This is a genomic window from Promicromonospora umidemergens (assembly GCF_024171995.1).
Classification (GTDB): domain Bacteria; phylum Actinomycetota; class Actinomycetes; order Actinomycetales; family Cellulomonadaceae; genus Promicromonospora; species Promicromonospora umidemergens.
In genome coordinates this window covers 134447-156171 of the sequence record NZ_JAMTCT010000010.1, presented here as the reverse complement: position 1 = coordinate 156171, position 21725 = coordinate 134447, and the positions used below count along the sequence as shown (strand labels likewise).

Here is a 21725-nt window from a genome sequence, read left to right as displayed (position 1 = left end):
CCTCGGCTCCCACCCTGCGCTTCACCTCCGGCTCAGACCGCGCGGCGCTTCAGCTTGCGCCGCTCACGCTCCGAGAGACCGCCCCAGATACCGAACCGCTCGTCGTTCTCCAGCGCGTAGTCCAGGCACTCGGCCCTGACCTCGCAGCCGGAGCAGACCTTCTTGGCCTCGCGGGTGGACCCGCCCTTCTCCGGGAAGAAGGCCTCCGGGTCGGTCTGCGCGCACAGGGCACGCTCCTGCCAACCGAGCAGCGACTCGTCCGGCTCCGTCAGCTCGTACAGCTCGCCGAAAAGCGGCAGGACCGGTGCCACCGGCACCGCCGCGATTTCCGCGTCAGTCGGGAACTTCACGTCCGATTCCAGAATGTTCCACATGACGTGCCCCTCCATGCCGTGTCCGTGCTCCGGGGCCTTGCCGGCCCGACCCATACCGGTCATCGTGGCTGGCCAGACCTGCAGTCTCCAGGCCCCGTTGCGTATGCGCTACGAAAACTGCATACATGGAATTACACGCGTGTCGCCTGGAGTCGTCAAGCGGAAATGTGCTATCGCCCACGGATTCCACGGGTAATTCACGAGTCCTTCCGCAGGTCGTGGCGCACGTCTCACTCAGAGCTCCTGCTTTTCATATCCCCGGGCACCGGCGAACCGCCGCCAGGGCCGGGATCGGTGTCGGTCGGTCGACAGGTCGGCCGGTGCGTCGGTGGCTGATGGGTCGGTGGATCGGTGGATCGGTGGATCGGTGGATCGGTGGGTCGACAGGTCGGCCGGCCGGCCGGCAAGTCGGCAAGTCGGCAAGTCGGCAAGTCGGCAAGTCGGCAAGTCGGCAAGTCTGTCCGGTCAGTCAGTCCGGTCAGTCAGTCCGGTCAGTCCGGTCGATCAGTCCGGCCGATCAGTCCGGCCGATCAGTCCGGTCGATCAGTCCGGCCGATCAGCGGGCCGCCACCCGACAGATACCGAGCCGCACGTTGCTCGTGCTGGTCGCCGAACCGCAAGTTGATGCGGGCAGCGTGGCGCCGAGCCGCAAGTTAGTGGTCCTCCAGCGGCCCGACGAACGCCGAGCCGCAAGTTCCCCTTCTTCATCGACGCCGAACCGAACGAAGATGGTCCATCCGGGCCCTGATCGACACGTGGCTCGCGGTTCGGCGCGGCCCGTGACGAGCAAGTTGCGGTTCGGCGACATACCGGCCGCTTGAGCACGGGCAACTTGCGGTTCGGCAGCACCAACCCGCGCAGCTTGCGGCTCGGCGGACCCCAACCCGCGCAACTTGCGGTTCGGCGCCGCCAGGGGCGGAACAAGTTGCGGTTCGGCGGCCGCCGGAGTCATCGGTCCGCGGGTGGAGATCCGAACTCATAGGCTGACGGCATGCAGATCGCGTCCCGCAGCGGCGGCCCCGTGCCCGACATCGCCTCGCTCCTCGCTCGCCTCGCCGCCGACGGCGGTCGCCCCCGTCTCACCTGGTACGGCGACGACGGCGAACGCGTCGAGCTCTCCGGCGCCGTCCTCGCCAACTGGGCGAGCAAGACCGTCAACCTGCTCGTCGAGGAGTTCGACGTCGGGCCGGGCACCAGCGTCGTCGTCGACCTGCCCGTGCACTGGCGCACCGCGGTGTGGGCGCTGGCCGCCTGGCGTACCGGCGCGACCATCGCCGTGCCCGACGCCTCCGTCGCGCAGCCGGACGTCGTCGTCACCGACAGCCCGGAGCGCTGGGCCGACGGCGGGGCCGACCTCGTCGCCGTCTCCCTGCCCGCGCTGGCCCGCCGGTACGACGGCGACCTGCCTCCCGGCGCCATCGACGCGGCCTCGGCCGTGATGACCTACGGCGACGCCATCGGCTGGGTGCCCGAGGTAGAACCCCAGCAGGACGCCCTGGTGACCGCCGCGGGCACCGTCGGGCACAAGGACCTGGTCCCAGAGCCCGGAGCCGGTGCCCGAGTGCTGGTGGACGGGCGTGGTGCGGTCGCGGACCTGCTGCGGCACCTGCTCGGCGTCTGGGCCGGTGGCGGTTCCGTGGTCCTCACCTCCCCGGCGACCGCCGCAGAGCTGGAGCACGACGACGCCCGCCTGGCCCGGCTGCTGAGCACCGAGCAGGCTCAGCGGTGACACGGACGAGCGCGGCCGTTCGGCGCCCGCCGAGCGCCCGGTAGGTCCGGCCCGCCGGAGAGCGCGGCGAACGACTCGAGGATGCCGGGTATCCACGCGTTCGAATGTCCGGTCGCACGCCCTTTCGCACTGGCCGCACAGGGTCTTCGGGCTTCTCCACGAACCCTCTACGGTCCGACCTCGGAGGGCGCGCCGCCGTGCGACACCCAGCATCTAGGATCGGTGGCCGTGACGTTCCCTGACTTCAGCGCCGCAGGTGCGACGACCTCTGCCGAGGGACCGTCGCATGCCCGGACGCTGAAAGGACTGGGTAGCGGCGCTTCCCGCACGGTCGGACTGGCGCTCGTCGCGGTGCTCTCGCTGGCGATCACGGGCGGTGCGGCGGCAGTGACCCAGCTGACCGGGAACATCGAGACCGCGGAGATGACCGTCCTCGGGCCGGACCGTCCGAAGGTGGTGCTGCCGAAGGACCCGAACGCGGGCACCCCGCTGAACATCGTGATCATGGGCAGCGACTCGCGCGGCGGCGACAACGCGGACCTGGCGGGCGGCGGCGAGATGGGTGCCCGTTCCGACACCACCGTCGTCATGCACATCTCGGGCGACCGGTCCCGGGTCGAGATGATCTCCATCCCCCGGGACTCCACGGTGGACCTCCCGAGCTGCACGACGAAGGACGGCACCACCACCCCCGAGCTGTACGGCACCAAGTTCAACGCCGCGTTCTCCCAGGGTGTGCAGTACGGCGGCGACGTCGCGTCGGGTGCGCTGTGCACCGTCAAGGCCGTCGAGGAGCTGACCGGCGTCTTCATGAACGGTTTCGTGGTCGTCGACTTCGCCGGTTTCTCCTCGATGATCGACGCCGTCGGCGGCATCGACGTCTGCGTCGAGGAGGCCATCTACTCCGCGAAGGCGAACCACCTGGAGCTGGAGGCGGGTACGCACACCCTCCGGGGCGTCAAGGCGCTGGACTACGCACGAGCGCGTACGGGCGCCGGGCTCGGCGACGGGACCGACCTGGGCCGCATCGGCAGGCAGCAGGAGGTCATGGCCTCGCTCGCCCGCAAGGTGCTGAGCCAGGAGGTGCTGACCAACCCAGCCAAGACGCTCAGGTTCCTCGACGCGGTGACCGGTTCGCTCACCATGAACAAGGAGCTCACCAGCATCGACGGACTCGCCGGGTTGGCTTACTCCATGCGCAACGTACGGCCTGACACGATCACCTTCATGACTGTCCCCAACGAGTTCGACCCGGTCCAGACGGCCAACGTCCTCTGGACCGACGAGGCCGTACAGCTGTGGGACGACATCAAGCACGACAGGCCGGTCGGCTCCGACCCGGACGCCCCGTCGCCCGACGCCTCGGCCTCCGCTCCGACGGATGGTGCGAGCACGGAGGCCGGTGCGGATGCCCGGACCGAGACCGGTACCGGTACCGACAGCGGCACGAGTGGCGCCACCGAGCCCACGCCGGAGTCGACCGAGATCAAGCAGGCCGGTGAAGAAGCTTTCACCGGCGCCGACACCACCAAGGTCTGCGGCTAGCCATGTCAGATCCCAGAACGTCGAACCGTCCGGCCCGAGGGTCCGACGACGACGTGACGCGTGTCCGGATACCGCCGAGCTTCACGCCGCAGGGCGTGAGCGGGCGTCCGGGGGCCGACGACGCGATCCCGGTGGGTGACACGGGCGAGCGTCCGCGTATCGTGCCCGACGCGGCGGGCAAGGAGCAGGGCGGGCTCACGAACGCGGAGACCCCCGGCGTCGGGGTTCCCGGCGTCGGTGGCGCGCACCGCATCGGACGGCCGGAAGGCTCGGACGGGGCCCGCAGCGAACCACGCATACGTAGACAGTCTTCTCGGGAGGTACCGGTGTCCGGCCAACGAAACAATCCCCCGCCCGTCCCACCACGTAGGTCGGGGATGCCCGCGCGGGGCGATTCCGGCAGGCAGGCGCCGCGGTCCATCCCGCCACGCTCGGCGCCGCCGGCCGGCGGCCAGCCACCACAGGCCATCCCCCCGGGCCGCCCGGTCCGGGCGAGCGCGGGCCCCGTACGCCCGACGCCGGTGCGCACCGCACCCCGTCCGCCGGCCGGTGGTGGCCGGGGCGGCGGCAACCCGCCGCGTGCCCTCGCGTCCGGCGGACGGGGCGGCGGCAACATCCGCATCCGCAAGGGCCGAGTCTTCGGCGTGGTCACCGTGCTGGTGCTGCTCGCCGTCCTCGCCTGGCCGATCGGGCTCCTGATCTGGGCCGACGGCAAGATCCAGCACGTCGAGGCACTGTCCGAGGCGTCCGGTACGTCTGGCTCGACCTACCTGATCGCGGGCTCGGACGCCCGCGGCAGCGGCGGCATCAACGACTCCACCAGCGGCGCCCGCACCGACACGATCATGTTGCTGCACAAGCCGTCGTCGGGTCCGGTGGCCCTCATCTCGATCCCGCGGGACACCTACGCGGAGATCCCCGGCGTGGGCGGTGACAAGATCAACGCCGCGTACTCCTACGGCGGCGCACCGCTGCTGGTGCAGAGCGTGGAGGCCCTCAGCGGCCTGACCGTCGACCACTACGTCGAGGTCGGCTTCGGCGGCGTCGAGGGTGTCGTGGACGCCGTCGGCGGCGTGCGCCTGTGCCTGGACTACGACGTGCACGACGTGAAGTCGAAGCTCGACTGGAAGGCCGGCTGCCACATGACGGACGGCAAGACCGCTATCGCGTTCTCGCGCATGCGCTACGCCGACCCGACGGGCGACATCGGCCGCGCAGAGCGCCAGCAGCAGGTCATCGCCCAGGTCGGCAAGAAGATCGCGGACCCGGCCGTCCTGCTCAACCCGGCCACCCAGGTGGGCCTCGCCGACGCCGGCCTGGCGGCCCTCGTGACCGATACCAACTCGGGCATCATCGACATCGCGATGATGGGCCTCGCGTTCCGGACCGCGAACGGCGACGACGGCGTGACCGGCACCCCGCCGATCGCCACCATCGACTACAGGACGCCGTCGGGCGCGTCGGCGGTCCAGCTCGACCCGGACCATGTGGGCGAGTTCTGGGCGAAGATCCGCGACGGAGACTACGAGGCAGGCCAGAAGGTCGGCGGCATGCCAGGCTCCTGACCGGCCGCCCGCGGACCTGAGGGTCCGCTTCGAGAATGACGTGAGGTACCGGATCCGCCTGGCGGATCCGGTACCTCACGTCATTCTCGAAGGGGGCGGCTCGGTCAGAGCTGGGCGCGGAGCTTCTCGCCCTTGGCGTGCGCGACCGCGCTCAGCTCCGCCTGGAACGCCTCCATGCGCTCCCGCAGCGCCGCCGACTCGCCGTCCGTGCCGGACGCCAGGATCCGCGCCGCGAGCAGGCCCGCGTTCCGCGCCCCGCCGATCGACACCGTCGCGACGGGCACGCCTGCCGGCATCTGCACTATCGACAGCAGCGAGTCCATGCCGTCAAGGTACTTCAGCGGCACCGGCACCCCGATCACGGGCAGCGGCGTCACCGACGCGAGCATGCCCGGCAGGTGCGCGGCCCCGCCCGCGCCCGCGATGATCACCCGCAGGCCGCGGCCGGCGGCCTGCCGTCCGTAGTCGATCATCTCCGTGGGCATACGGTGCGCCGAGACGACGTCGACCTCGACCGGCACGTCGAACTCGCCCAGCGCCTCGGCGGCCGCCTGCATCACGGGCCAGTCGGAGTCCGACCCCATCACGATGCCGACCTGCGGGTTGCTGCTCATGCGTTCGCCTCTTCCTCTGTGGTCTCGACCGGCTCGCCCCGCGAAGGCGCCTCGCCCTGCAGCATGGCCGCCGCCGCGACCGCCCGACGCCGCACCTCGTCCAGGTCGTCGCCGCTCACGTTCACGTGGCCCAGCTTGCGGCCCGGCCGGATGTCCTTGCCGTACAGGTTGACGCGCGCCTCGGGGAACGCGGCGAGCACCTCCGGCAACGCGTCGGTGAGCTCGGTCAGCTCGGAGCCCAGCACGTTCGCCATGACGGTCCAGGCCGCCGTCGGCCCGGTGGCGCCGAGCGGCAGGTCCAGCACCGCGCGCAGGTGCTGCTCGAACTGGCTCGTCACGGCGCCGTCGATGGTCCAGTGCCCGCTGTTGTGCGGGCGCATGGCGAGCTCGTTGACCAGGACCGTCGGCACGCCGTCCGGCCCCGTGACCTCGAACAGCTCGACGGCGAGCACGCCGGTGACGTCGAGTCCCTCCGCCACGGTCGTCGCGATCTCGCGCGCGCGTGCGTCGAGCTCCGCGGACAGGCCGGGCGCCGGGGCGATCACCTCCGCGCAGACGCCGTCCCGCTGCACCGACTCGACGACGGGCCACGCCCGCACCTCGCCCGACGGGCGCCGGGCCACCAGCGCGGCCAGCTCGCGCACGAACGGCACCTTCTCCTCGACGAGCAGCTGCGGGCCGCCGGCCGCCACCCCGGCGAACCAGTCGTCGACCTCGTCCGCGGACGAGACCACGCGGACGCCCTTGCCGTCGTACCCGCCACGGGACGTCTTGACGACGGCGGAGCCGCCCACCTCGCGCAGGAAGCTCGCCAGCGCGGCCCGCCCCTCCTCCGGGGACGACGCAGGCAGCGGCGCCCACCGCGGGCACGGCACACCCAGCTCGGTGAGCCGGTGCCGCATCACGATCTTGTCCTGTGCCTGCACGAGCGCGTGCGGGCCGGGGCGCACGGGCGTCCCGTGCTCGATGAGGTCCGTGAGCAGGTCGTTCGGCACGTGCTCGTGCTCGAACGTCAGCACCGAGGCCGGCCGGCCGGCGTCGGGCGCGATGAGCGAGCGGATCGCCGCCTCGTCCCCGGCCTCGCCGACCGGCGTGTCCGTCACGACCTGGGCCGCCGACGACGCCGGGTCCTCCACCAGGACGCGCAGCCGGATGCCCAGCTCGCCGGCGGCCGGCGCCATCATGCGGGCCAGCTGCCCGCCGCCGACCACCGCGACGACGGGTGGTCCCACCGAGGACGGGGCGGCGCCGGACGGCTCACCAGAGGAGGACGGCCGTTCGGCCGGGACGGGATCGAGTGTTGCGCTCACGTCGGTGAAGCCTACCGGCGGCCGCGGCCCTTCCTCTGGCCGAAGCTGGAGACCTTCGACCCCACCGGGAGCACCTGGTGCGGGTCGAGCGTCTTGGGCACACCCGAGAGGAACACCGAGAACACCGGCGGTGTGCGCTGGGTGAGCTGGAGATTTCCCCCGTCAGCCGCCACGAGGTCCTTGGCCAGGGCCAGCCCGAGGCCCGTCCCCGCGCCCGACGTGACACCGCGCTCGAAGATCTTGCCCTGCATGTCCTCGGGCACGCCGGCCCCCTCGTCGGTGACCTCGATGGCCATGGCGCCGCGCTGCCCCTCACGGATCCGCAGGGTGGTGGTGCCGGCGCCGTGCTTGAGCGAGTTCTCCAGGAGCGTGGAGAGCACCTGGGCGAGCGCCCCGGGCGTCGCCAGCACTCGGGCGCCGCCCGAGTCCTCGACGTTCAGGTGGCGGTCCGCCCGCTCGAACGACTCACGCCACTCCTCCTCCTGCTGGAGGAAGACGACGGCGACGTCGACGGACTCCGTGGTGCCGCCCTGTGCCCGTCGCGAGCGGGAGAGCAGGTCATCTACCACACCGACCAGCCGCTCCACCTGCTCGAGCGAGATCCGGGCCTCCTCCTGCACGTCAGGCTCGCTGGACGTGAACGTGATCTCTTCCAGCCGCATCGTGAGTGCCGTGAGCGGGGTGCGGAGCTGGTGGGAGGCGTCCGAGGTGAACTGTCTCTCGACGGCGAGCCGCGCCGCCAGCCGGTCGGAACTTCGCGCCAGCTCGGCCGCGACCAGGTCGATCTCCTCCACGCCGGACGGATCCAGCCGTGGACGCACCTGTCCCGCGCCGAGCTGTTCGGCCGACGCGGCGAGGTACACGAAAGGTTGCGCCAGCCGGTTCGCCTGCCAGGCAGCCGTGACGGCGCCCGCTGCGAACGCGCCCACGCTGCCGAACACGACGAGCACGACGACGTTGATCGCCTTGATGTACGCCGGCCAGGCCGATACCGAGACCAGCACGCCCATGACCGGCTGCGACTCGGAGATGAGACCCCGCTCGATCGTTGCGCCGGTGACGGGCTCGCCCGAGACCAGCTGCTCCCCGTTGGGCTGGTTCACCGTCACGTAGGCGACGATGTCCGCGTCCTGCGGCTGCACTGCCCGGTCCAGGACCGACTGGTCGACGAAACCTGCCTCGGCGGCCGAACGGTTGCGTTCGTAGGAGTTGACGGAGGAAGCCAGGAGGTCCTGCACCCGGGTCTCTACTCGCTGGACTTCCTGGCCGTAGATGTACCGGGCACCGAAGATAGCGAGCGGGATACCCAGGAGCAGGACGGCGACCGCAACCGCGGCGATCGTCGCCTGCAGCACGCGGGCGCGCATCTGGCTAGCTCGCCCCGATCTCGAAGCGGAAACCGAGACCGCGCACGGTCGAGACGTAGCGCGGTGCGTTGGCGTCGTCGCCGAGCTTGCGGCGCAGCCAGGACACGTGCATGTCCAGCGTCTTGGTGGAACCGACCGGGTCCGAGCCCCAGACGTCGCGCATCAGCGTGTCCCGGACGACCACGGAGCCGGCGTTCTGCACGAGGACGCGCAGCAGGTCGAACTCCTTGGTGGTCAGGTGCAGCTCGCGGTCACCCTGGAAGGCGCGGTGCGCTGCGACGTCGACGCGGACGTCCTGCGCGTGCAGCTCCTCCTCCTCGCCGGTCTCGCCGTGCGAGCGGCGCAGGAGCGCACGCACTCGCGCGAGCAGCTCGGCAAGGCGGAAGGGCTTGGTGACGTAGTCGTCTGCGCCGGCATCGAGGCCCACGACAAGGTCTACCTCGTCGGCACGGGCGGTCAGCACGAGCACGGGCACGGTGAGGCCATTGGCCCTGATCTCGCGCGCGACATCGAGCCCGTCCATGTCGGGAAGGCCCAGGTCCAGAACGACGATGTCCGCACCGGTCGAGCTCTCGATCGCACCTTTGCCGGTTCCTTGCACGACGACGTCGTATCCCTCACGGGAGAGCGCTCGTGCCAACGGCTCGGCAATGGCCGGGTCGTCCTCGGCTAGGAGTACGTGAGTCATTTCGCCATCGTAGGGCATAACCGACGCTCTGGCGCTACCCGGGCACCCCTGGGACGACCACCTCACCGAATCCTTTCGGTGAGATGGGTATGGCGCAAGTGCTACCACGGTATGACGCGCTCACGCAACGGTTCGACCTACTCTGACCTGCATGGGTTGGTACGAGCGGTGGGCACAGTGGTCGGAGCGGTATCGGTTCCTCGTCGACCTCGCTCTCACCGTGCTGGGTGGCCTGCTCGTGGTGACGACCGCGAGCAACGCCGCCCCCTACTTGCTCAGTACCCTCGAGGCTGCCCTGATCTCGGCCGCGGTGCTCGCGCCGCTCGCCTGGTGCCGCACCCGCCCGGCCGCCTCGTGCGTCGCCGTCTTCGTGGTGTGCATGGTGCAGATCATCGTCTTCAACGTCCCCGTGCTGCTGCCGGCCGATCTGGTCGTGCTGGTGTCGATGTACTGCGTCACGGTCTACGGGCCCCGCTGGGCCTACCTGATGGCGTGCGGGATGGCCGTGGTCGGCCCGCTCACCCTGGGTACGACGATGTGGCTCCGGGTCCAGGGCGCGTCCTTCACGGCCGATCTTGCCCCGACCGCCGGCATGGTCGTGATGATCATGACCTTGCTGGCCTGCTCGTTCGCGTTCGGCCTCGTGCGCCGGTCGCGGCGCACGATGCTCGTGGCCATGCGCGACCGCGCCGTGCGCCTGGAGATCGAGCGCGACCAGCAGGCCCAGATCGCCACCGCCGCCGAACGGTCACGCATCGCCCGCGAGATGCACGACATCGTCGCGCACTCCCTGTCGGTGGTCATCGCCCAGGCCGACGGCGGCCGGTACGCCGCCGCCGCCGACCCCGCCGCCGCCCAGCGCTCCCTCGGCACCATCGCGGAGACAGGCAGAGCGGCACTGGCCGACATGCGTCGCCTGCTCGGGGTGCTGCGGGAGGACCATCCCGGCACCACGACCCCTCTCGGTCTGGTCGCGCCCGACGACACCCCGGCCCGGCTCGTGCTGCCGGCGTCCGCCGCGGGCACCGGCCCCGGACGCGCGAGCACCGTGGACGGCCCGGGAGCCGCCGTCCGCGGCACCGGTGGACCGGGAAGCGCCCAGCCGGCGACAGCGCCGTCGTCGGGCAGCACGGCACCCGTGCGACCGCAGCCCGGCGCGACCGACATCGGCACGCTGGTCGACCAGGCCCGCGACGACGGGCTCAGGGTCTCCTGGGCACGGGTAGGCCCCGAGCGGCGCCTGCCGCCCGGCGTCGGGCTCACGCTGTTCCGGGTCTGCCAGGAGGCCCTCACCAATGTGCGCAAGCACGCCGGCCCCCGGCCCAAGGTCACCGTCCTGCTGCGCTGGGGCGAGGACGAGCTGGAGCTGCGCGTGGAGGACGACGGCCGCGGTCTGGCCGCCGCCGACCCCGCCACCCCGGACGTACCGGCGCCGACTGCCGGATACGGTCTGCTGGGGATGCGCGAACGCGCCGAGATGTTCGGCGGGAAGCTCGCGGCCGGGCCCCGCAGGGGTGGCGGGTTCTCGGTGCGGTTCGTCGTGCCGATCCCCCGAGCCTTCGAGGACCCCGCCGAGGGCGAGCCCGACGCCGGCCGCGCGAGCCCCGCCGACCACACGACGGACGACACACCCGACCAGGACGACGAACAGCAGGACGACGAACAGGAAGCACGATGACCTACAGCCCGGACGCACCCGACGGACCGGTGCGCGTCGCGCTCGTCGACGACCAGCCCCTGGTCCGGGCGGGTCTGCGCATGGTGATCAACTCCCAGCCCGACCTGCGCGTGGTGGTCGAGGCCGACGACGGTCGCGACGCGCTGCGCCGGCTGGCCACCACGGTGTCCGACGTCGTGCTCATGGACGTGCGCATGCCCGCGATGGACGGCCTGACCGCTACCCGCGCACTCCTGGCCGACGATGCCGCGGCGGCTGCGGGTGATCCCCGCGTCATCGTGCTCACCACGTTCGACCTGGACGAGTACGTCCTCGACGCGATCCGGGCCGGGGCCAGCGGCTTCCTGCTCAAGGACGCCCAGCCGGAGGAGCTGCTGACGGCCATCCGCACGGTGCACCAGGGCGACGCGGTGATCGCGCCGTCGTCCACGCGGCGGCTCATGGAGCGCCTGGTCACGACATTGCCGCCCGAGGAGGCGGCGGAGCCCCAGAAGGCGCTCGCCGCGCTGACGAGCCGCGAGCGCGAGGTGCTCGTACTCATGGCGCGCGGGCGGTCCAACACGGAGATCGCGTCGGACCTGTTCGTCGCCGAGGCGACGGTCAAGACGCACGTGGGGCGCATCCTGTCGAAGCTGAACGCCCGCGACCGGGTGCAGGCAGTGGTGACCGCCTACGAGACGGGCCTGGTCCGCCCGAACTCCTGAACCGTCGTCGTCACTCCGCCGCGAGCGCCGCCACCGGGCGCGTGCGGGCGGCCGCCTGCGCCGGTACCACCGAGGCGATCAGGCCCGCGACGAGGGCGGCGCCGAGCACCACGGCGATCTCGGTCCAGGGCACCACGAGCGGCACCGTGCCAAGGGTGGACAGTGCCGTGGCGGCGCCTGCCCAGCCGTACAGGAGCCCGAGCACGACGCCGAGCACCGCACCGACGGCCGCGATGACGAGGCCCTCGACGGCGAGCGTGGCCCGCAGCTGGCGCCTCGAGAGCCCGATCGCCCGCAGCACGGCGTTCTCCTTGGACCGGTCCATGACGGACAGCGAGAGGGTGTTGGCCACGCCGATCAGCGCGATCACCACGGCCACGGCGAGCAGCCCGACGACGATCGCGAGGATCGCGTCGACGATCTCCTGGTAGGCGGACCGCTCGACGACGATGCCGGCGACACCGACGGTCTCGCCGGTCGTGGAGACCGCCTCCTGCACGGCGGAGACGACCTCCCCGGCGTCCTGGTCGTCGTCGACCGCCGCCCACACCTCGCCGGCCGCCGTCCCCGCGGCGAAGGCCGCGAGGTCCTGCGGTGTCAGGTAGGCCCGGTCGGCCTGGGAGTCGCTGTGCGCGACGTCGAGCGTCACCTCGCCGTCCGGTCCGGTGAGCTCGAGGGTGTCGAGACCCTCAAGGCCGTAGAGCGCGGCAGCCCGCTCCGGGACCACGATGGTGCCGGGCCGCAGCAGCTCGGCGTCGGCGGGCGTGTTCGCGACGGCACGCAGCGCCTCCGGCTCGACGACGGCGACCTGCACGGGCTTGCCCTCGTCCGCCCGCTCGGCGGACACGTTCGTCACCTCGGTCACGGCACGCAGCCCGTCGACGCCGTCGAGGGCGGCGGTCACGGTGGCGGGGACGGCGGCCTGGCCGTTCTCGTCGTACGTGGTGCTGGTGACCTGGAGGTCGACGGGGAAGCGTGCGTCCAGCTGGTCGTCCATGGCGACGCGCGCGCTGGCGGCGCCCGTCGTCATCATGGAGACCAGGGTGACGCCGATGAGCAGCGCGGTGGACGTCGCCGCCGTGCGGCGAGGGTTGCGCAGCGTGTTGGCCGACGCCAGGCGTGCCGCGGGCCCGCCGGCACCCGTGAACCTGCCGAAGGCCGCGGCGACCCGCGGCAGCCAGAAGACGGATCCGGCGATCACGCCGACCAGCGACATGGAGCCGCCGAGGATCGCGGCGAACAGTCCGACGTCGATGCTGCCGGACGTCCCGAGGGCCACGCCCCCCGCCATGACCACGAACCCGCCGACGGTGGCAAGCCCCGCGAGCAGCGCGCGGGCACGGCTGGTCCCGCACCGGCCGGGATCCTGGGCCGGTCGCAGGGCGGCGAGCGGAGCGACGCGTGAGGCGGCTCGCGCCGGGGCGAGCGCGGCGACAAGGGTCACCAGCAGGCCGACCGCGAGCGGTACGAGGAGTGCCGACGGGCTCGGGGTGATCGTCCGCGGCAGTTCCACCCCGAGATCGAAGCCCGGGGCGACCAGGAGCCCGGCCCGCACGAACAGGGAGCCGACGACGACGCCCGCCACCGACGCGACCGCGCCGAGGATCGCCGCCTCGAGCAGGACGCTGCGGTAGACCTGCCCGGTGCTCGCGCCCACGCAGCGCAGGAGCGCGAGGGTGTGCGACCGCTGCGCGACGAGGACCTGGAGCGTGTTCGCGATGACGAGCCCCGCGACCACCAGGGAGACCGCCGCGAGCGCCAGGGCGAACACGAGATAGACGATGTTCTGGCCGTCCGAGATCGACGCGACGACGTCCTCCGCGTACTCCTCCGGCGTGGTGACCCCGGTGGCGGACGGGACGACCGCGGCGAGGTCGCTCTTGACCGCTTCGACGGCGGCCTGGTCGCCGGGCCGGTCCAGGGCGACGACCAGCGTCCTCATGCCGGGCGGCGGGGCGCCGCCCGCGTCGTCGGCGAGTCGCCTCTCGAGCGCGGCCGGGCTGACGACCGCGACGCCACCGCCCGCTGCGTACGTGCCGAGCGGATCGTCGACCAGGCCGGACACCGTCAGCCGCTGAGTGACCTCCTGGCCGCCGTAGCACTCCGCGCCGTTCTCGTCCACGGCCTGGTGGCCGCCGCGCAGGCAGCGTGTCGACGCGATGGAGTCGCCCACGCCGACGCCGAAGAGCTCCGCGACCTCGACGGGGAGCACGATGCGGCGGGGGCCGTCGGCCCAGGTGCCGTCCGCCAGGGCCAGCGGCGAGAGCCGCGGGTCGGAGGGCGTCGCGACGAGCGACTGGTAGACCGTCCTGCTGCCGTGGTTGAGCTCCGTGTACGTGCCGTGGAACCCGTCGGCCGCCGCGACGCCCTCGACGGCGCGCACCGCGTCGGTGTCGGCAGGGACCATGGTGCCGTCCCGGTCGAAGACGACGAGGTCAGCGTCGGCGTACTGGGCGGCCACCTGGGCGTACGTCGTGCGGGTGATGATGGTGCCCGCCTGCAGCGTCGCGGCCACGAACGCGGTGCTGATGACGATGGCGAGGCCGGCGGCGGCGAGCCTGCCGATGCTGCGGCGCATCTGGCCCAGCGCGACGCGGGTGGTGGGGTCGGCGGTCAGCACGCGGAGGCGGCCCGGCTCGGTGGGACGTACACGATGATGTCCACGTTTCTCTCCCTCGAGTCCTTGCGGCTGCCGCGTGCTGACCGGGCGTGCTGTGTCGCCTACTCCGCGGCGAGCGCCGCCACCGGGTGGGTGCGTACAGCGGCCCGCGCCGGTACGACGGAGGCGACGAGCCCCGCCAGCAGCGCCACACCGAGGATCAGCGCGATCTCGGCCCACGGGACGACGAGCGTCACCTGTCCTATGCCGGCCAGGGCGGTGGCGGACCCGGCCCAGCCGTACAGCAGGCCGAGCACGACGCCGAGCACGGCGCCCACCCCTGCGATGAGCATCCCCTCGATGGCGAGGGTCGCTCGCAGCTGCCCCTTCGAGAGCCCGATCGCCCGCAGCATGGCGCTCTCCCGGTTCCGCTCGATGACGGACAGCGACAGGGTGTTGGCCACGCCGATCAGCGCGATCACCACCGCGACGGCGAGCAGCCCGACGACGATCCCGAGGATCACGTCGATGAGCTGCTGGAAGCTGTTCCGGTCCACGACGGCGCCGGCCACCTCCACCGCCTCGTCGGTGGTGGACACGGCGTCCTGCACCGCGGCGAACGTGTCCGCCGCGTCCTCCCCGTCGGCGACGCCCGCCCAGATCATGTTGGCCCGCAGGTCGGGGTAGATCGCCTGGAAGTCCTGCGGCACCATGAACGCCGACCCGTACTGCATGTCGATCGTCGCGATGTCGAGGGTCGTCTTCCCGCCGGGGCCGGTGAGCTCGATCTCGTCGAGGCCCTCGAGCTCGTGGTGCTTGGCGAGCTGCTCGGGGACCACGAGGGTGCCCTGCTGCAGCCGGTCGAACCGCTCGGGGTTGTTCACGACGGCGCGCAGGTCGTCCGGGCTCGCGACGGTCGTCTGGATCTCCGGCCACCTGCTGTCGGAGGTCTCCACGTAGAGCGACGTCACCTCGGCGGTGCCCCGGAGCCCGGCGACGCCGGATATCGCGTCGGTGACGGCGGGCGCCATGGCGGCCTCCTGCTCGCCGTCGGAGATCGCGGTCGAGATCTGGACGTCGACGGGGTACATCGCGTTCAGCTCGTCGTCCATGGCGACGCGAGCGGTGGCCGCGCCGGTCGTCATCGTGCCGACGAGGGTGACGCCGATGAGCAGCGCGGTCGAGGTCGCCGCCGTCCGACGGGGGTTGCGCAGGGTGTTCGCCGCCGCGAGGCGGGCCGACGGCCCTGCGGTGCCCACGAGCCTGCCGATGCCCGCCGTGACCTTCGGCAGCCAGAACACGGAGCCGACGATCACGCCGATCAGGGACATGGAGCCACCGCCGACGGTGGCCATCAGGCCGATCTCGAGCTCCCCCTCGAGCGCGAGCGCGACGCCCACGCCGAGCAGGGCCAGACCACCGAGGGTCATGAGGGTCGCGAGCACGGCCCGGAGCCGCCCAGCGCCCTTGCGCAGGTTCGGCGCGTCGGACGGGCGGAGGGCGGCGAGCGGGGCCACCCGGGCCGCCGCGAGGGCTGGTGCGAGTGCGGCGGCGAGCGTCACGACGATGCCGACGGCGAGCGGCGCGACGAACACCGGTGTCGTGAGGTTGATGGCCTCCGGCAGGGGCATCCCGAGGTCGAAGGTGGGGGCGATCATGAGCCCGCCCTGGACCAGCGCCGCGCCGATGACGATGCCGGTGAGGGACGCGAGCGTGCCGAGGACCGCTGCCTCGAGGAGCACGCTGCGGTAGAGCTGCCCTGTGGTCGCACCGACGCAGCGCAGGAGCGCAAGGGTGCGGGCGCGCTGCGCGACGAGCACCTGGAACGTGTTGGCGATGACCAGGCCGGCGACCACGAGGGCCACGGCGGCGAAGGCCATGACGAACACGAGGAAGATGGTGTCGCCGCCCGACATCTGCGCCACCTGCTTCTCTGCGTACGCCTCGGACGTCGTGACGTCGGTGGCGGCCGGGACTGCGGCCGCGAGCGCCTCGTCGACGGCAGCGGGGTCGGCGGCGGGGTCGAGCGCGACCAGGATCGCACCTACGGTTCGCTCCGTACCGGGCTCGAGGCCGTCGGTGACCCGCTGCGCCAGCGCCGCCTGGCTCATGACGGCAGCGCCGCCCGTGCCCGCGTACGCGGCGTAGGGGTCGTCCACGAGGCCGGTCAGCGTCAGCTTCTCGGCGACGTCATGGCCGTCGTACCCCTCGCTCCCGTCGTCGAACGTGGTGGGCTCGTCGTCGATGACCCACCGGGACGAGGTGACGACGTCGCCGATCTCGACCCCGAGACGGTCCGCGACGTCCGGCGGGAGCGCTACCTCGTCCTTCGCCGCCGGCCAGGCGCCGTCGGACAGCTCGAGCGGCATGAGCCGCTCGTCCGACGCCACAGCGATGATCTGCTGGTAGACCGACTTCCCACCGTGGTTGAGCTCCGTGTAGGAGGTCTCCTGCGCGTCGGCGGCCGCGACGCCCTCGACGCCTCGCGCCGCGTCGAGGTCGGCCTCGGTCAGCGACAGGTTGTCGTCGAGGACCGCCAGGTCCGCGTCTGCGAGGGCCGCCGCCACCTGGCCGTACGTCGTGCTGGTGATGACGTTGCCTGCCAGCAGCGTGGCCGCGACGAATGCCGTTCCGATGGCGATGGCGACACCGGCTGACGCGAGGCGGCCCGCGCTGCGGCGCATCTGCGCCAGCGTCAGGCGCGCTGCGGGAAAGGAGGTGGCCATCAGGCACCCGCCCCGGACCGGCGCGTCGTGACCTCGGGCTCGAGGGTGCGCAGGGCGTCGAGGCCGGCCATGGCGGACTCGGGGGTGGGGTCGCTGATGTCGCCGGCGATGCGGCCGTCGGCGATCAGGACGGCACGGTCGGCGTACGCCGCGGCCGACGGATCGTGGGTGACCATGATGATCGTGCGGCCCAGCTCACGCACCGAGCGGCGCAGGAAGGACAGGACCTCGGCGCCGGAGCGGGAGTCGAGGTTGCCGGTGGGTTCGTCGGCGAACACGACGTCAGGCTGCGCGATCAGGGCGCGGGCGATCGCGACACGCTGCTGCTGCCCGCCGGAGAGCTCTCCGGGGCGGTGCGTCAGCCGGCCCGCGAGCCCGAGGGTGTCGACCAGGGTGTCGAACCAGGCCTTGTCGGCGGTGCCACCGGCAAGCTCGACGGGCAGGGTGATGTTCTGCTCGGCGGTGAACATCGGCAGGAGGTTGAACTGCTGGAACACGAACCCGACCCGGTCGCGACGCAACCGGGTCAGGGCCTTGTCGTTCAGGCCGGTGATCTCGGTGGAACCGAGGAAGGCCTGTCCGCTGGTCGCGGAGTCCAGGCCCGCGAGGAGGTGCATCAGGGTCGACTTGCCGGACCCGGACGGGCCCATGATCGCCGTGAACCGGCCCTGCTCGAAGTCGACGTCCACACCGTCCAGCGCCCGCACGGTGGCCTCACCCTTGCCATACGTCTTCGTCAGGCTCCGGGCCCGTACGGCGCGGGCGGCTCCGCCCGGCGCAGGGGCCGGCTGGTCCGCCGGGACGTACACGGTGGTGTCCACGAGATTGCTCCTCGAATCGATGATGCTGGGTCCTGAAAGTGGTCCGGCGTTCCCGGGGTCGACCCCGGTACGGCCGGCAGAAACGAACTTACGGAGCCGGGCGCCGTCTGGACATCGGGTGTCAGCCTGATCCTTCCTGGGCGGTGTCATCCCCTGGTCGTACGTCTGATCGCCCCGAGTAGGGGCACACCCTCAGGGGTCGTGCCGCACGGAGCACGACGTCGGGCCTGTGGAAGCTCGGGTCGTGCACAGGGACCCGAGCGCCGGCCCCGGTCCGGGACGGTCCGGGACGAGGCTGGGCACATGACCCGACCCCCGTCGTCCGACGGCGCAGTGCGCATGACCCTGCACCCCGGCGAGGACGTGCTCCTCCGCCCGGGCACCCGCCTGGCCGACCTACGCGCGCCCCTGGCGACACTCACCCGGCGCCCGGAGCTCCGGTACGCCGCCCTCACCGTCGACGGCGTGCCCGTGACCGACGACCGGGTGGTCGGCGAGCGCCCCCTGCTGCCCGGCGCCGTCCTCCGGGTGCGGCGGCCGGGCAGGTCCGTGGCCGAACCGGCTCCCGGCCCAGCTCTCCGGTCCGCGGCCGCCCGGCCCTGGCTCGTCGCCCGTGTCACCGGGCCCGACGCCGGGACGGCCGTCGGCGCCGACGGTCCCCTTGCCGCGCTCCGGACCTGGGCCCGGCTGCGGCCGGGCGGGCGCCTCGCGGTCCGCAGGACACGGGGCCCCGCGGCGTGGCTCGCGCCCCGTCCCACGGCCCCGCCCGGCGGCGTCCCCTGGATGTTCACGCTGCTTCCCGCTGCCGCCTCGCTGGCCCTCGCCGCGGCCCTACGCCAACCGCTCCTGGCGGTGTTTGCGCTGGTAGGCCTGGTTATGGCGCTCCCACAGCTCCGCGCTGCCCTGCAGCGGGCGACGACCAGCGGCACCACGCAGGTCCGGTCGCGGGAGCTGCCGGGGCCGAGCAGGCTCCTGGCCTTCGCGCACGCCGCGCTCCACGTCTCGCCGGGCGCCTGGGCGGCGGCGCGGGAGGCCCACGCCGCCGCACGCACCCCTGGCCCGGCGGGGAACGCAGGGGCGGCCGTGCACCTCCTGCCCACGCCGCCCGACGACCCGTGGGAGCAGCTGCTGCACGATGGCTCCGTCGCCGTGCTCGGGCCGGGCGGCCTCGCCCGCTCGGTCGCCCGCGCGCTCGTCGCAGGGCGTGCGGCCCGGGGCGCGACGGTGCAGGTCGGCGACGGGGCACCGGGCTGGTCCTGGGTTCGCTGGCTGCCCGAGGGCGGCCCGCTGGTCCTGGTGCTGGACAGCACGGCGGACCCCTGGGCCGACCACCCGCCCGGCGGGGCGGTCCCGGTACCCGGTGCCGCACGCACGCCGGAACCCGCCGCCCCGCCCGCCGTCGACCTCGTGGTGTCCGTCGGGACGGTCCCGCCCGGGTGCCGCGCTGTCGCGCGCGTCCTTGACGACCGTCGCGTCCGGATCACGGGGCCCGACGGAGCTGCGCGCACCGTGCCCCTCGTCGGCGTCACGACGGAGTGGGCCGAGCACCTCGCCCGCCTGCTCGCCGGGGCCGCCCGGCTCGGCAGGACCGCCGCCGGGCACGCGGACGGCCCCCAGCTGCCCGCGGTCGTCCCCCTGACCAGGGCGCACGGCCTCACCGAGGTACCAGCGCCACGGTCGCTCGCAGCGCGGTGGTCCTGCTCCGCCGGCTGGGCGGTACCGCTCGGCGTCGGAGCTGACGGCGCACCCGTGTGCCTCGACCTGGTCCGCGACGGGCCGCACCTGCTGGTCGCGGGCACCACCGGGTCGGGCAAGTCGGAGCTGCTGCAGACGCTCGTGCTCGGGCTCGCGCTGACCCGGTCCCCCGCCGACCTGGCCCTCGTCCTGGTGGACTTCAAGGGCGGTGCGAGCCTCGGCGCCTGCCCCGGCCTGCCGCACGTGGTGGGCCAGGTCACCGATCTCGAACCAGGGCTCGCCGGGCGGGCGCTCGCCGGGCTGCGGGCGGAGCTGCGGCGTCGCGAGCGGATCCTCGCCGCCCACGCCGTGCCCGACGTCGCCGTGCTGCCACCCGGAACGCTCCCCCGGCTCGTGGTGGTGATCGACGAGTTCCGTGCCCTGGCCGACGACCTGCCCGAGTTCTTGCCGGGCCTGCTGCGGGTCGCAGCGCAAGGGCGGTCGCTCGGCGTGCACCTCGTGCTCGCCACGCAGCGCCCAGGGGGAGCCGTCGGGCCGGACCTGCGCGCGAACGTCAGCGCGCGCCTCGCGCTCCGCGTCACCGACCCGCTGGAGTCGCGCGACGTGCTCGACGACCCCGCCGCCGCACGCATCCCGGCCACGTCGCCGGGCCGAGCCGTGCTGCGCCTGGGATCGGCGCCGCCCGTGCCGCTGCAGTGCGCGCACGCCACGACGCCGCCCGAGGCCGAGATGCCACCGGTGCGCCGTGCGCCGGCCTGGCCTGCGGGCCCCCGCGGTCCTGGCGTCCTCCCGGCGGCGGCGCGCACCACACCCGGCCCCCGTGGCCACTCGCCGGGCAGCCGGCTCCGTCCCGGGCCGCCCGACGTCGCCACGCTCGTGGTCGATGCGGCCCGTCGCGCCGCGGGTGCGCTGGGCCACGAACCGGGGGTTCCCCCGTGGCTCCCGCAGCTCCCCCGGCGGGCCGGCGTCGCGGACCTCCCGCTAGCCACCCGGCGGGACCGGGCCGGGCTCGTCCTCGCCCTCGGCGACGACCCGGAGCGGCAACGCCGCACGACCGTCACGTGGGACCCGTGCGACGGTCACCTCGCGATCGTCGGACGAGCTCGCTCCGGACGCACCACCGCGCTGGTCACCCTCGCACTGGGCGCGCTGCGGCTCGGCTGGGCCGTGCACGGGATCACCCGCGACCCCGCGGAGCTCGCACCCCTGGCCGCCCACCCCGGCTACGGCGGGACCGTCCGCCCGGACGACGCCGAGGCAGTGGCCCGGCTGCTCGCCGAGGCCGGCGCGACCGCCGGGCAGGGCGCCGGGCAGGGCAGCGGGCACGACGCCCGGCAGCGCGCCGGTCGCGCCGACGAGGCCCGCACCCTGGTGCTCGTCGACGGCGTCGAGGACGCGCGCGCGACCGTGCCGCCCGGCGCGTTGCGGTCGGAGGTCGCGTTCGCCCTCACGGCCGACACCCCGTCGATGGGCGGTCTGGCATCGCGGGTCGGGCCCCGTCTGGTGCTGCTCGGCACCGACCGCGCGGCCGACGTCGTGCTCGGGGCGCCTGTCGCGGTCGCCGGCTCGGGCGGCCCACCGGGTCGGGCCGCGTGGTGCGGCCGTGGCGATCCGGTGCTCTGCCAGGTGCTGGAGCCGGGAGTCAGTCCGCGGAGCCGGTCTCCGACGTCGCTGCCGTGACAGAGGGCGTCATGAGCAGAGCACCCACGGCGACGGCGATCACGAGCGCCGCCCAGCCCCCGGCGACGGCGATCCCCGTGCCGCTGCCGATCGCCGCGACGGACCCGATGATCTGGAAGAGCTGCCAGGTCACGACGGGTCCGCGGCCGATACGACGGCCAGCCAGAAGCGCTCGGCCGGACACCACGAGAACCCAGGCAACACCCAGGAGGAAGAGAACGAGAAAGAGGCTCACGCCGACCGATGAGGAACCGCCCGTAAGGAGTTCGCCAAGTAACACCAGGGCGAAAGCAACGAGTCCGATCACCTCGACCAGGACGCCGATCACGAGGGCACGAAGAAACGCCGGGACACGGCGCGCGAAAAAGGCTTCCAGTACTGGCACGACGGACTAGGATACTGGTGAGAGGCCTATTCACAATAGTGTGACGGATACCTCAGGGTTCACTGTGCAGAAACTTGCCCGTAACCCCTTGTGCGAGTGTTCACGAGCGTGTGAACCTAGACGCAGCAATCCACCACACCCTCGAACAAACCCCCGTCGGTCGCCGCTTGGCGCACAGGGATCGGAATAACGATCCATAACCAGACCTGTGCACCCCAGACGCACGACGATGATGCTCCCACCTG

Annotated in this window: 15 protein-coding genes; 6 read left to right on the top strand and 9 right to left on the bottom strand. The window is 72.8% G+C overall.

Translation table 11 applies throughout. The features are described from left to right. Positions 1 to 32: 32 nt before the first annotated feature. The gene (locus tag APR04_RS16895) at positions 33 to 374 is read right to left on the bottom strand and encodes a WhiB family transcriptional regulator (RefSeq protein ID WP_253872227.1); all 342 of its coding nucleotides are present in this window, start codon (positions 372 to 374) and stop codon (positions 33 to 35) included. A 991-nt stretch (positions 375 to 1365) separates the two neighbouring features. Between APR04_RS16895 and APR04_RS16890 the strand changes: the two genes are divergently transcribed. From APR04_RS16890 to APR04_RS16880, 3 genes are all read left to right on the top strand, one after another. Beyond that, on the top strand, positions 1366 to 2103 hold the full coding sequence (locus tag APR04_RS16890; RefSeq protein WP_253872166.1) for a TIGR03089 family protein: 738 nt from the start codon (positions 1366 to 1368) through the stop codon (positions 2101 to 2103). A 228-nt stretch (positions 2104 to 2331) separates the two neighbouring features. Then, positions 2332 to 3648 carry an LCP family protein gene (locus APR04_RS16885; protein WP_253872164.1) on the top strand — a complete coding sequence of 439 codons (1317 nt, stop codon included), beginning with the start codon at positions 2332 to 2334 and terminating at the stop codon, positions 3646 to 3648. 521 nt (positions 3649 to 4169) lie between these two features. Further along, positions 4170 to 5213, top strand: coding sequence for an LCP family protein (locus APR04_RS16880; protein ID WP_253872162.1), 1044 nt, complete (start codon positions 4170 to 4172; stop codon positions 5211 to 5213). Between the two features lie 104 nt (positions 5214 to 5317). On the opposite strand, the gene purE is transcribed toward APR04_RS16880, so the two are convergent. The 4 genes from purE to APR04_RS16860 form a co-directional block, all read right to left on the bottom strand. Continuing rightward, positions 5318 to 5827: a 5-(carboxyamino)imidazole ribonucleotide mutase gene (gene purE / locus APR04_RS16875; RefSeq protein ID WP_253872160.1), complete on the bottom strand. Its 510-nt coding sequence runs from the start codon at positions 5825 to 5827 to the stop codon at positions 5318 to 5320. After that, complete coding sequence (locus APR04_RS16870) at positions 5824 to 7011, bottom strand: 5-(carboxyamino)imidazole ribonucleotide synthase (RefSeq protein ID WP_301312636.1); 1188 nt, start codon at positions 7009 to 7011, stop codon at positions 5824 to 5826. Before APR04_RS16870 ends, purE begins: the two co-directional genes overlap by 4 nt. Before the next feature lie 137 nt (positions 7012 to 7148). Further along, on the bottom strand, positions 7149 to 8504 hold the full coding sequence (locus APR04_RS16865; RefSeq protein WP_253872158.1) for a sensor histidine kinase: 1356 nt from the start codon (positions 8502 to 8504) through the stop codon (positions 7149 to 7151). 4 nt (positions 8505 to 8508) lie between these two features. Next, positions 8509 to 9192: a response regulator transcription factor gene (locus tag APR04_RS16860; protein ID WP_253872156.1), complete on the bottom strand. Its 684-nt coding sequence runs from the start codon at positions 9190 to 9192 to the stop codon at positions 8509 to 8511. Between the two features lie 151 nt (positions 9193 to 9343). Between APR04_RS16860 and APR04_RS16855 the strand changes: the two genes are divergently transcribed. Together APR04_RS16855 and APR04_RS16850 are read left to right on the top strand one after the other, a co-directional pair. Then, positions 9344 to 10870 (top strand): sensor histidine kinase, encoded by a 1527-nt coding sequence (locus tag APR04_RS16855; protein ID WP_253872155.1) that lies wholly within the window; start codon positions 9344 to 9346, stop codon positions 10868 to 10870. Further along, the gene (locus APR04_RS16850; RefSeq protein ID WP_253872154.1) at positions 10867 to 11574 is read left to right on the top strand and encodes a response regulator; all 708 of its coding nucleotides are present in this window, start codon (positions 10867 to 10869) and stop codon (positions 11572 to 11574) included. The genes APR04_RS16855 and APR04_RS16850 overlap by 4 nt, the downstream gene beginning before the upstream one ends. A gap of 10 nt (positions 11575 to 11584) precedes the next feature. Here the strand turns inward: APR04_RS16850 and APR04_RS16845 are convergent, their stop codons facing one another. The 3 genes from APR04_RS16845 to APR04_RS16835 form a co-directional block, all read right to left on the bottom strand. Beyond that, positions 11585 to 14194 (bottom strand): ABC transporter permease, encoded by a 2610-nt coding sequence (locus tag APR04_RS16845; protein WP_253872153.1) that lies wholly within the window; start codon positions 14192 to 14194, stop codon positions 11585 to 11587. A 101-nt stretch (positions 14195 to 14295) separates the two neighbouring features. After that, positions 14296 to 16899: an FtsX-like permease family protein gene (locus APR04_RS16840; protein WP_253872152.1), complete on the bottom strand. Its 2604-nt coding sequence runs from the start codon at positions 16897 to 16899 to the stop codon at positions 14296 to 14298. Continuing rightward, positions 16899 to 17720, bottom strand: a complete 822-nt coding sequence (locus APR04_RS16835; protein ID WP_253872151.1) for an ABC transporter ATP-binding protein — start codon at positions 17718 to 17720, stop codon at positions 16899 to 16901. Before APR04_RS16835 ends, APR04_RS16840 begins: the two co-directional genes overlap by 1 nt. Before the next feature lie 303 nt (positions 17721 to 18023). On the opposite strand from APR04_RS16835, the gene APR04_RS16830 reads away from it, so the two are divergent. After that, positions 18024 to 21095 carry an FtsK/SpoIIIE domain-containing protein gene (locus APR04_RS16830; RefSeq protein WP_253872150.1) on the top strand — a complete coding sequence of 1024 codons (3072 nt, stop codon included), beginning with the start codon at positions 18024 to 18026 and terminating at the stop codon, positions 21093 to 21095. Here APR04_RS16830 and APR04_RS16825 read toward each other — a convergent pair. Then, entirely contained in the window at positions 21058 to 21228 is a 171-nt protein-coding gene (locus tag APR04_RS16825) for a hypothetical protein (RefSeq protein WP_253872148.1), read from the bottom strand. The two genes, APR04_RS16830 and APR04_RS16825, sit on opposite strands and share 38 nt — an antisense overlap. Between the last annotated feature and the right edge of the window lie 497 nt (positions 21229 to 21725).

What these genes read in the sequence shown, in the direction of transcription:
- APR04_RS16895 (WP_253872227.1), bottom strand. Translation starts at nt 374, where the DNA reads ATGTGGAACATTCTGGAATCGGACGTGAAGTTCCCGACTGACGCGGAA.
- APR04_RS16890 (WP_253872166.1), top strand. Translation starts at nt 1,366, where the DNA reads ATGCAGATCGCGTCCCGCAGCGGCGGCCCCGTGCCCGACATCGCCTCG.
- purE (WP_253872160.1), bottom strand. Translation starts at nt 5,827, where the DNA reads ATGAGCAGCAACCCGCAGGTCGGCATCGTGATGGGGTCGGACTCCGAC.
- APR04_RS16870 (WP_301312636.1), bottom strand. Translation starts at nt 7,011, where the DNA reads ATGATGGCGCCGGCCGCCGGCGAGCTGGGCATCCGGCTGCGCGTCCTG.
- APR04_RS16865 (WP_253872158.1), bottom strand. Translation starts at nt 8,504, where the DNA reads ATGCGCGCCCGCGTGCTGCAGGCGACGATCGCCGCGGTTGCGGTCGCC.
- APR04_RS16860 (WP_253872156.1), bottom strand. Translation starts at nt 9,192, where the DNA reads ATGACTCACGTACTCCTAGCCGAGGACGACCCGGCCATTGCCGAGCCG.
- APR04_RS16855 (WP_253872155.1), top strand. Translation starts at nt 9,344, where the DNA reads ATGGGTTGGTACGAGCGGTGGGCACAGTGGTCGGAGCGGTATCGGTTC.
- APR04_RS16850 (WP_253872154.1), top strand. Translation starts at nt 10,867, where the DNA reads ATGACCTACAGCCCGGACGCACCCGACGGACCGGTGCGCGTCGCGCTC.
- APR04_RS16840 (WP_253872152.1), bottom strand. Translation starts at nt 16,899, where the DNA reads ATGGCCACCTCCTTTCCCGCAGCGCGCCTGACGCTGGCGCAGATGCGC.
- APR04_RS16830 (WP_253872150.1), top strand. Translation starts at nt 18,024, where the DNA reads ATGACCCGACCCCCGTCGTCCGACGGCGCAGTGCGCATGACCCTGCAC.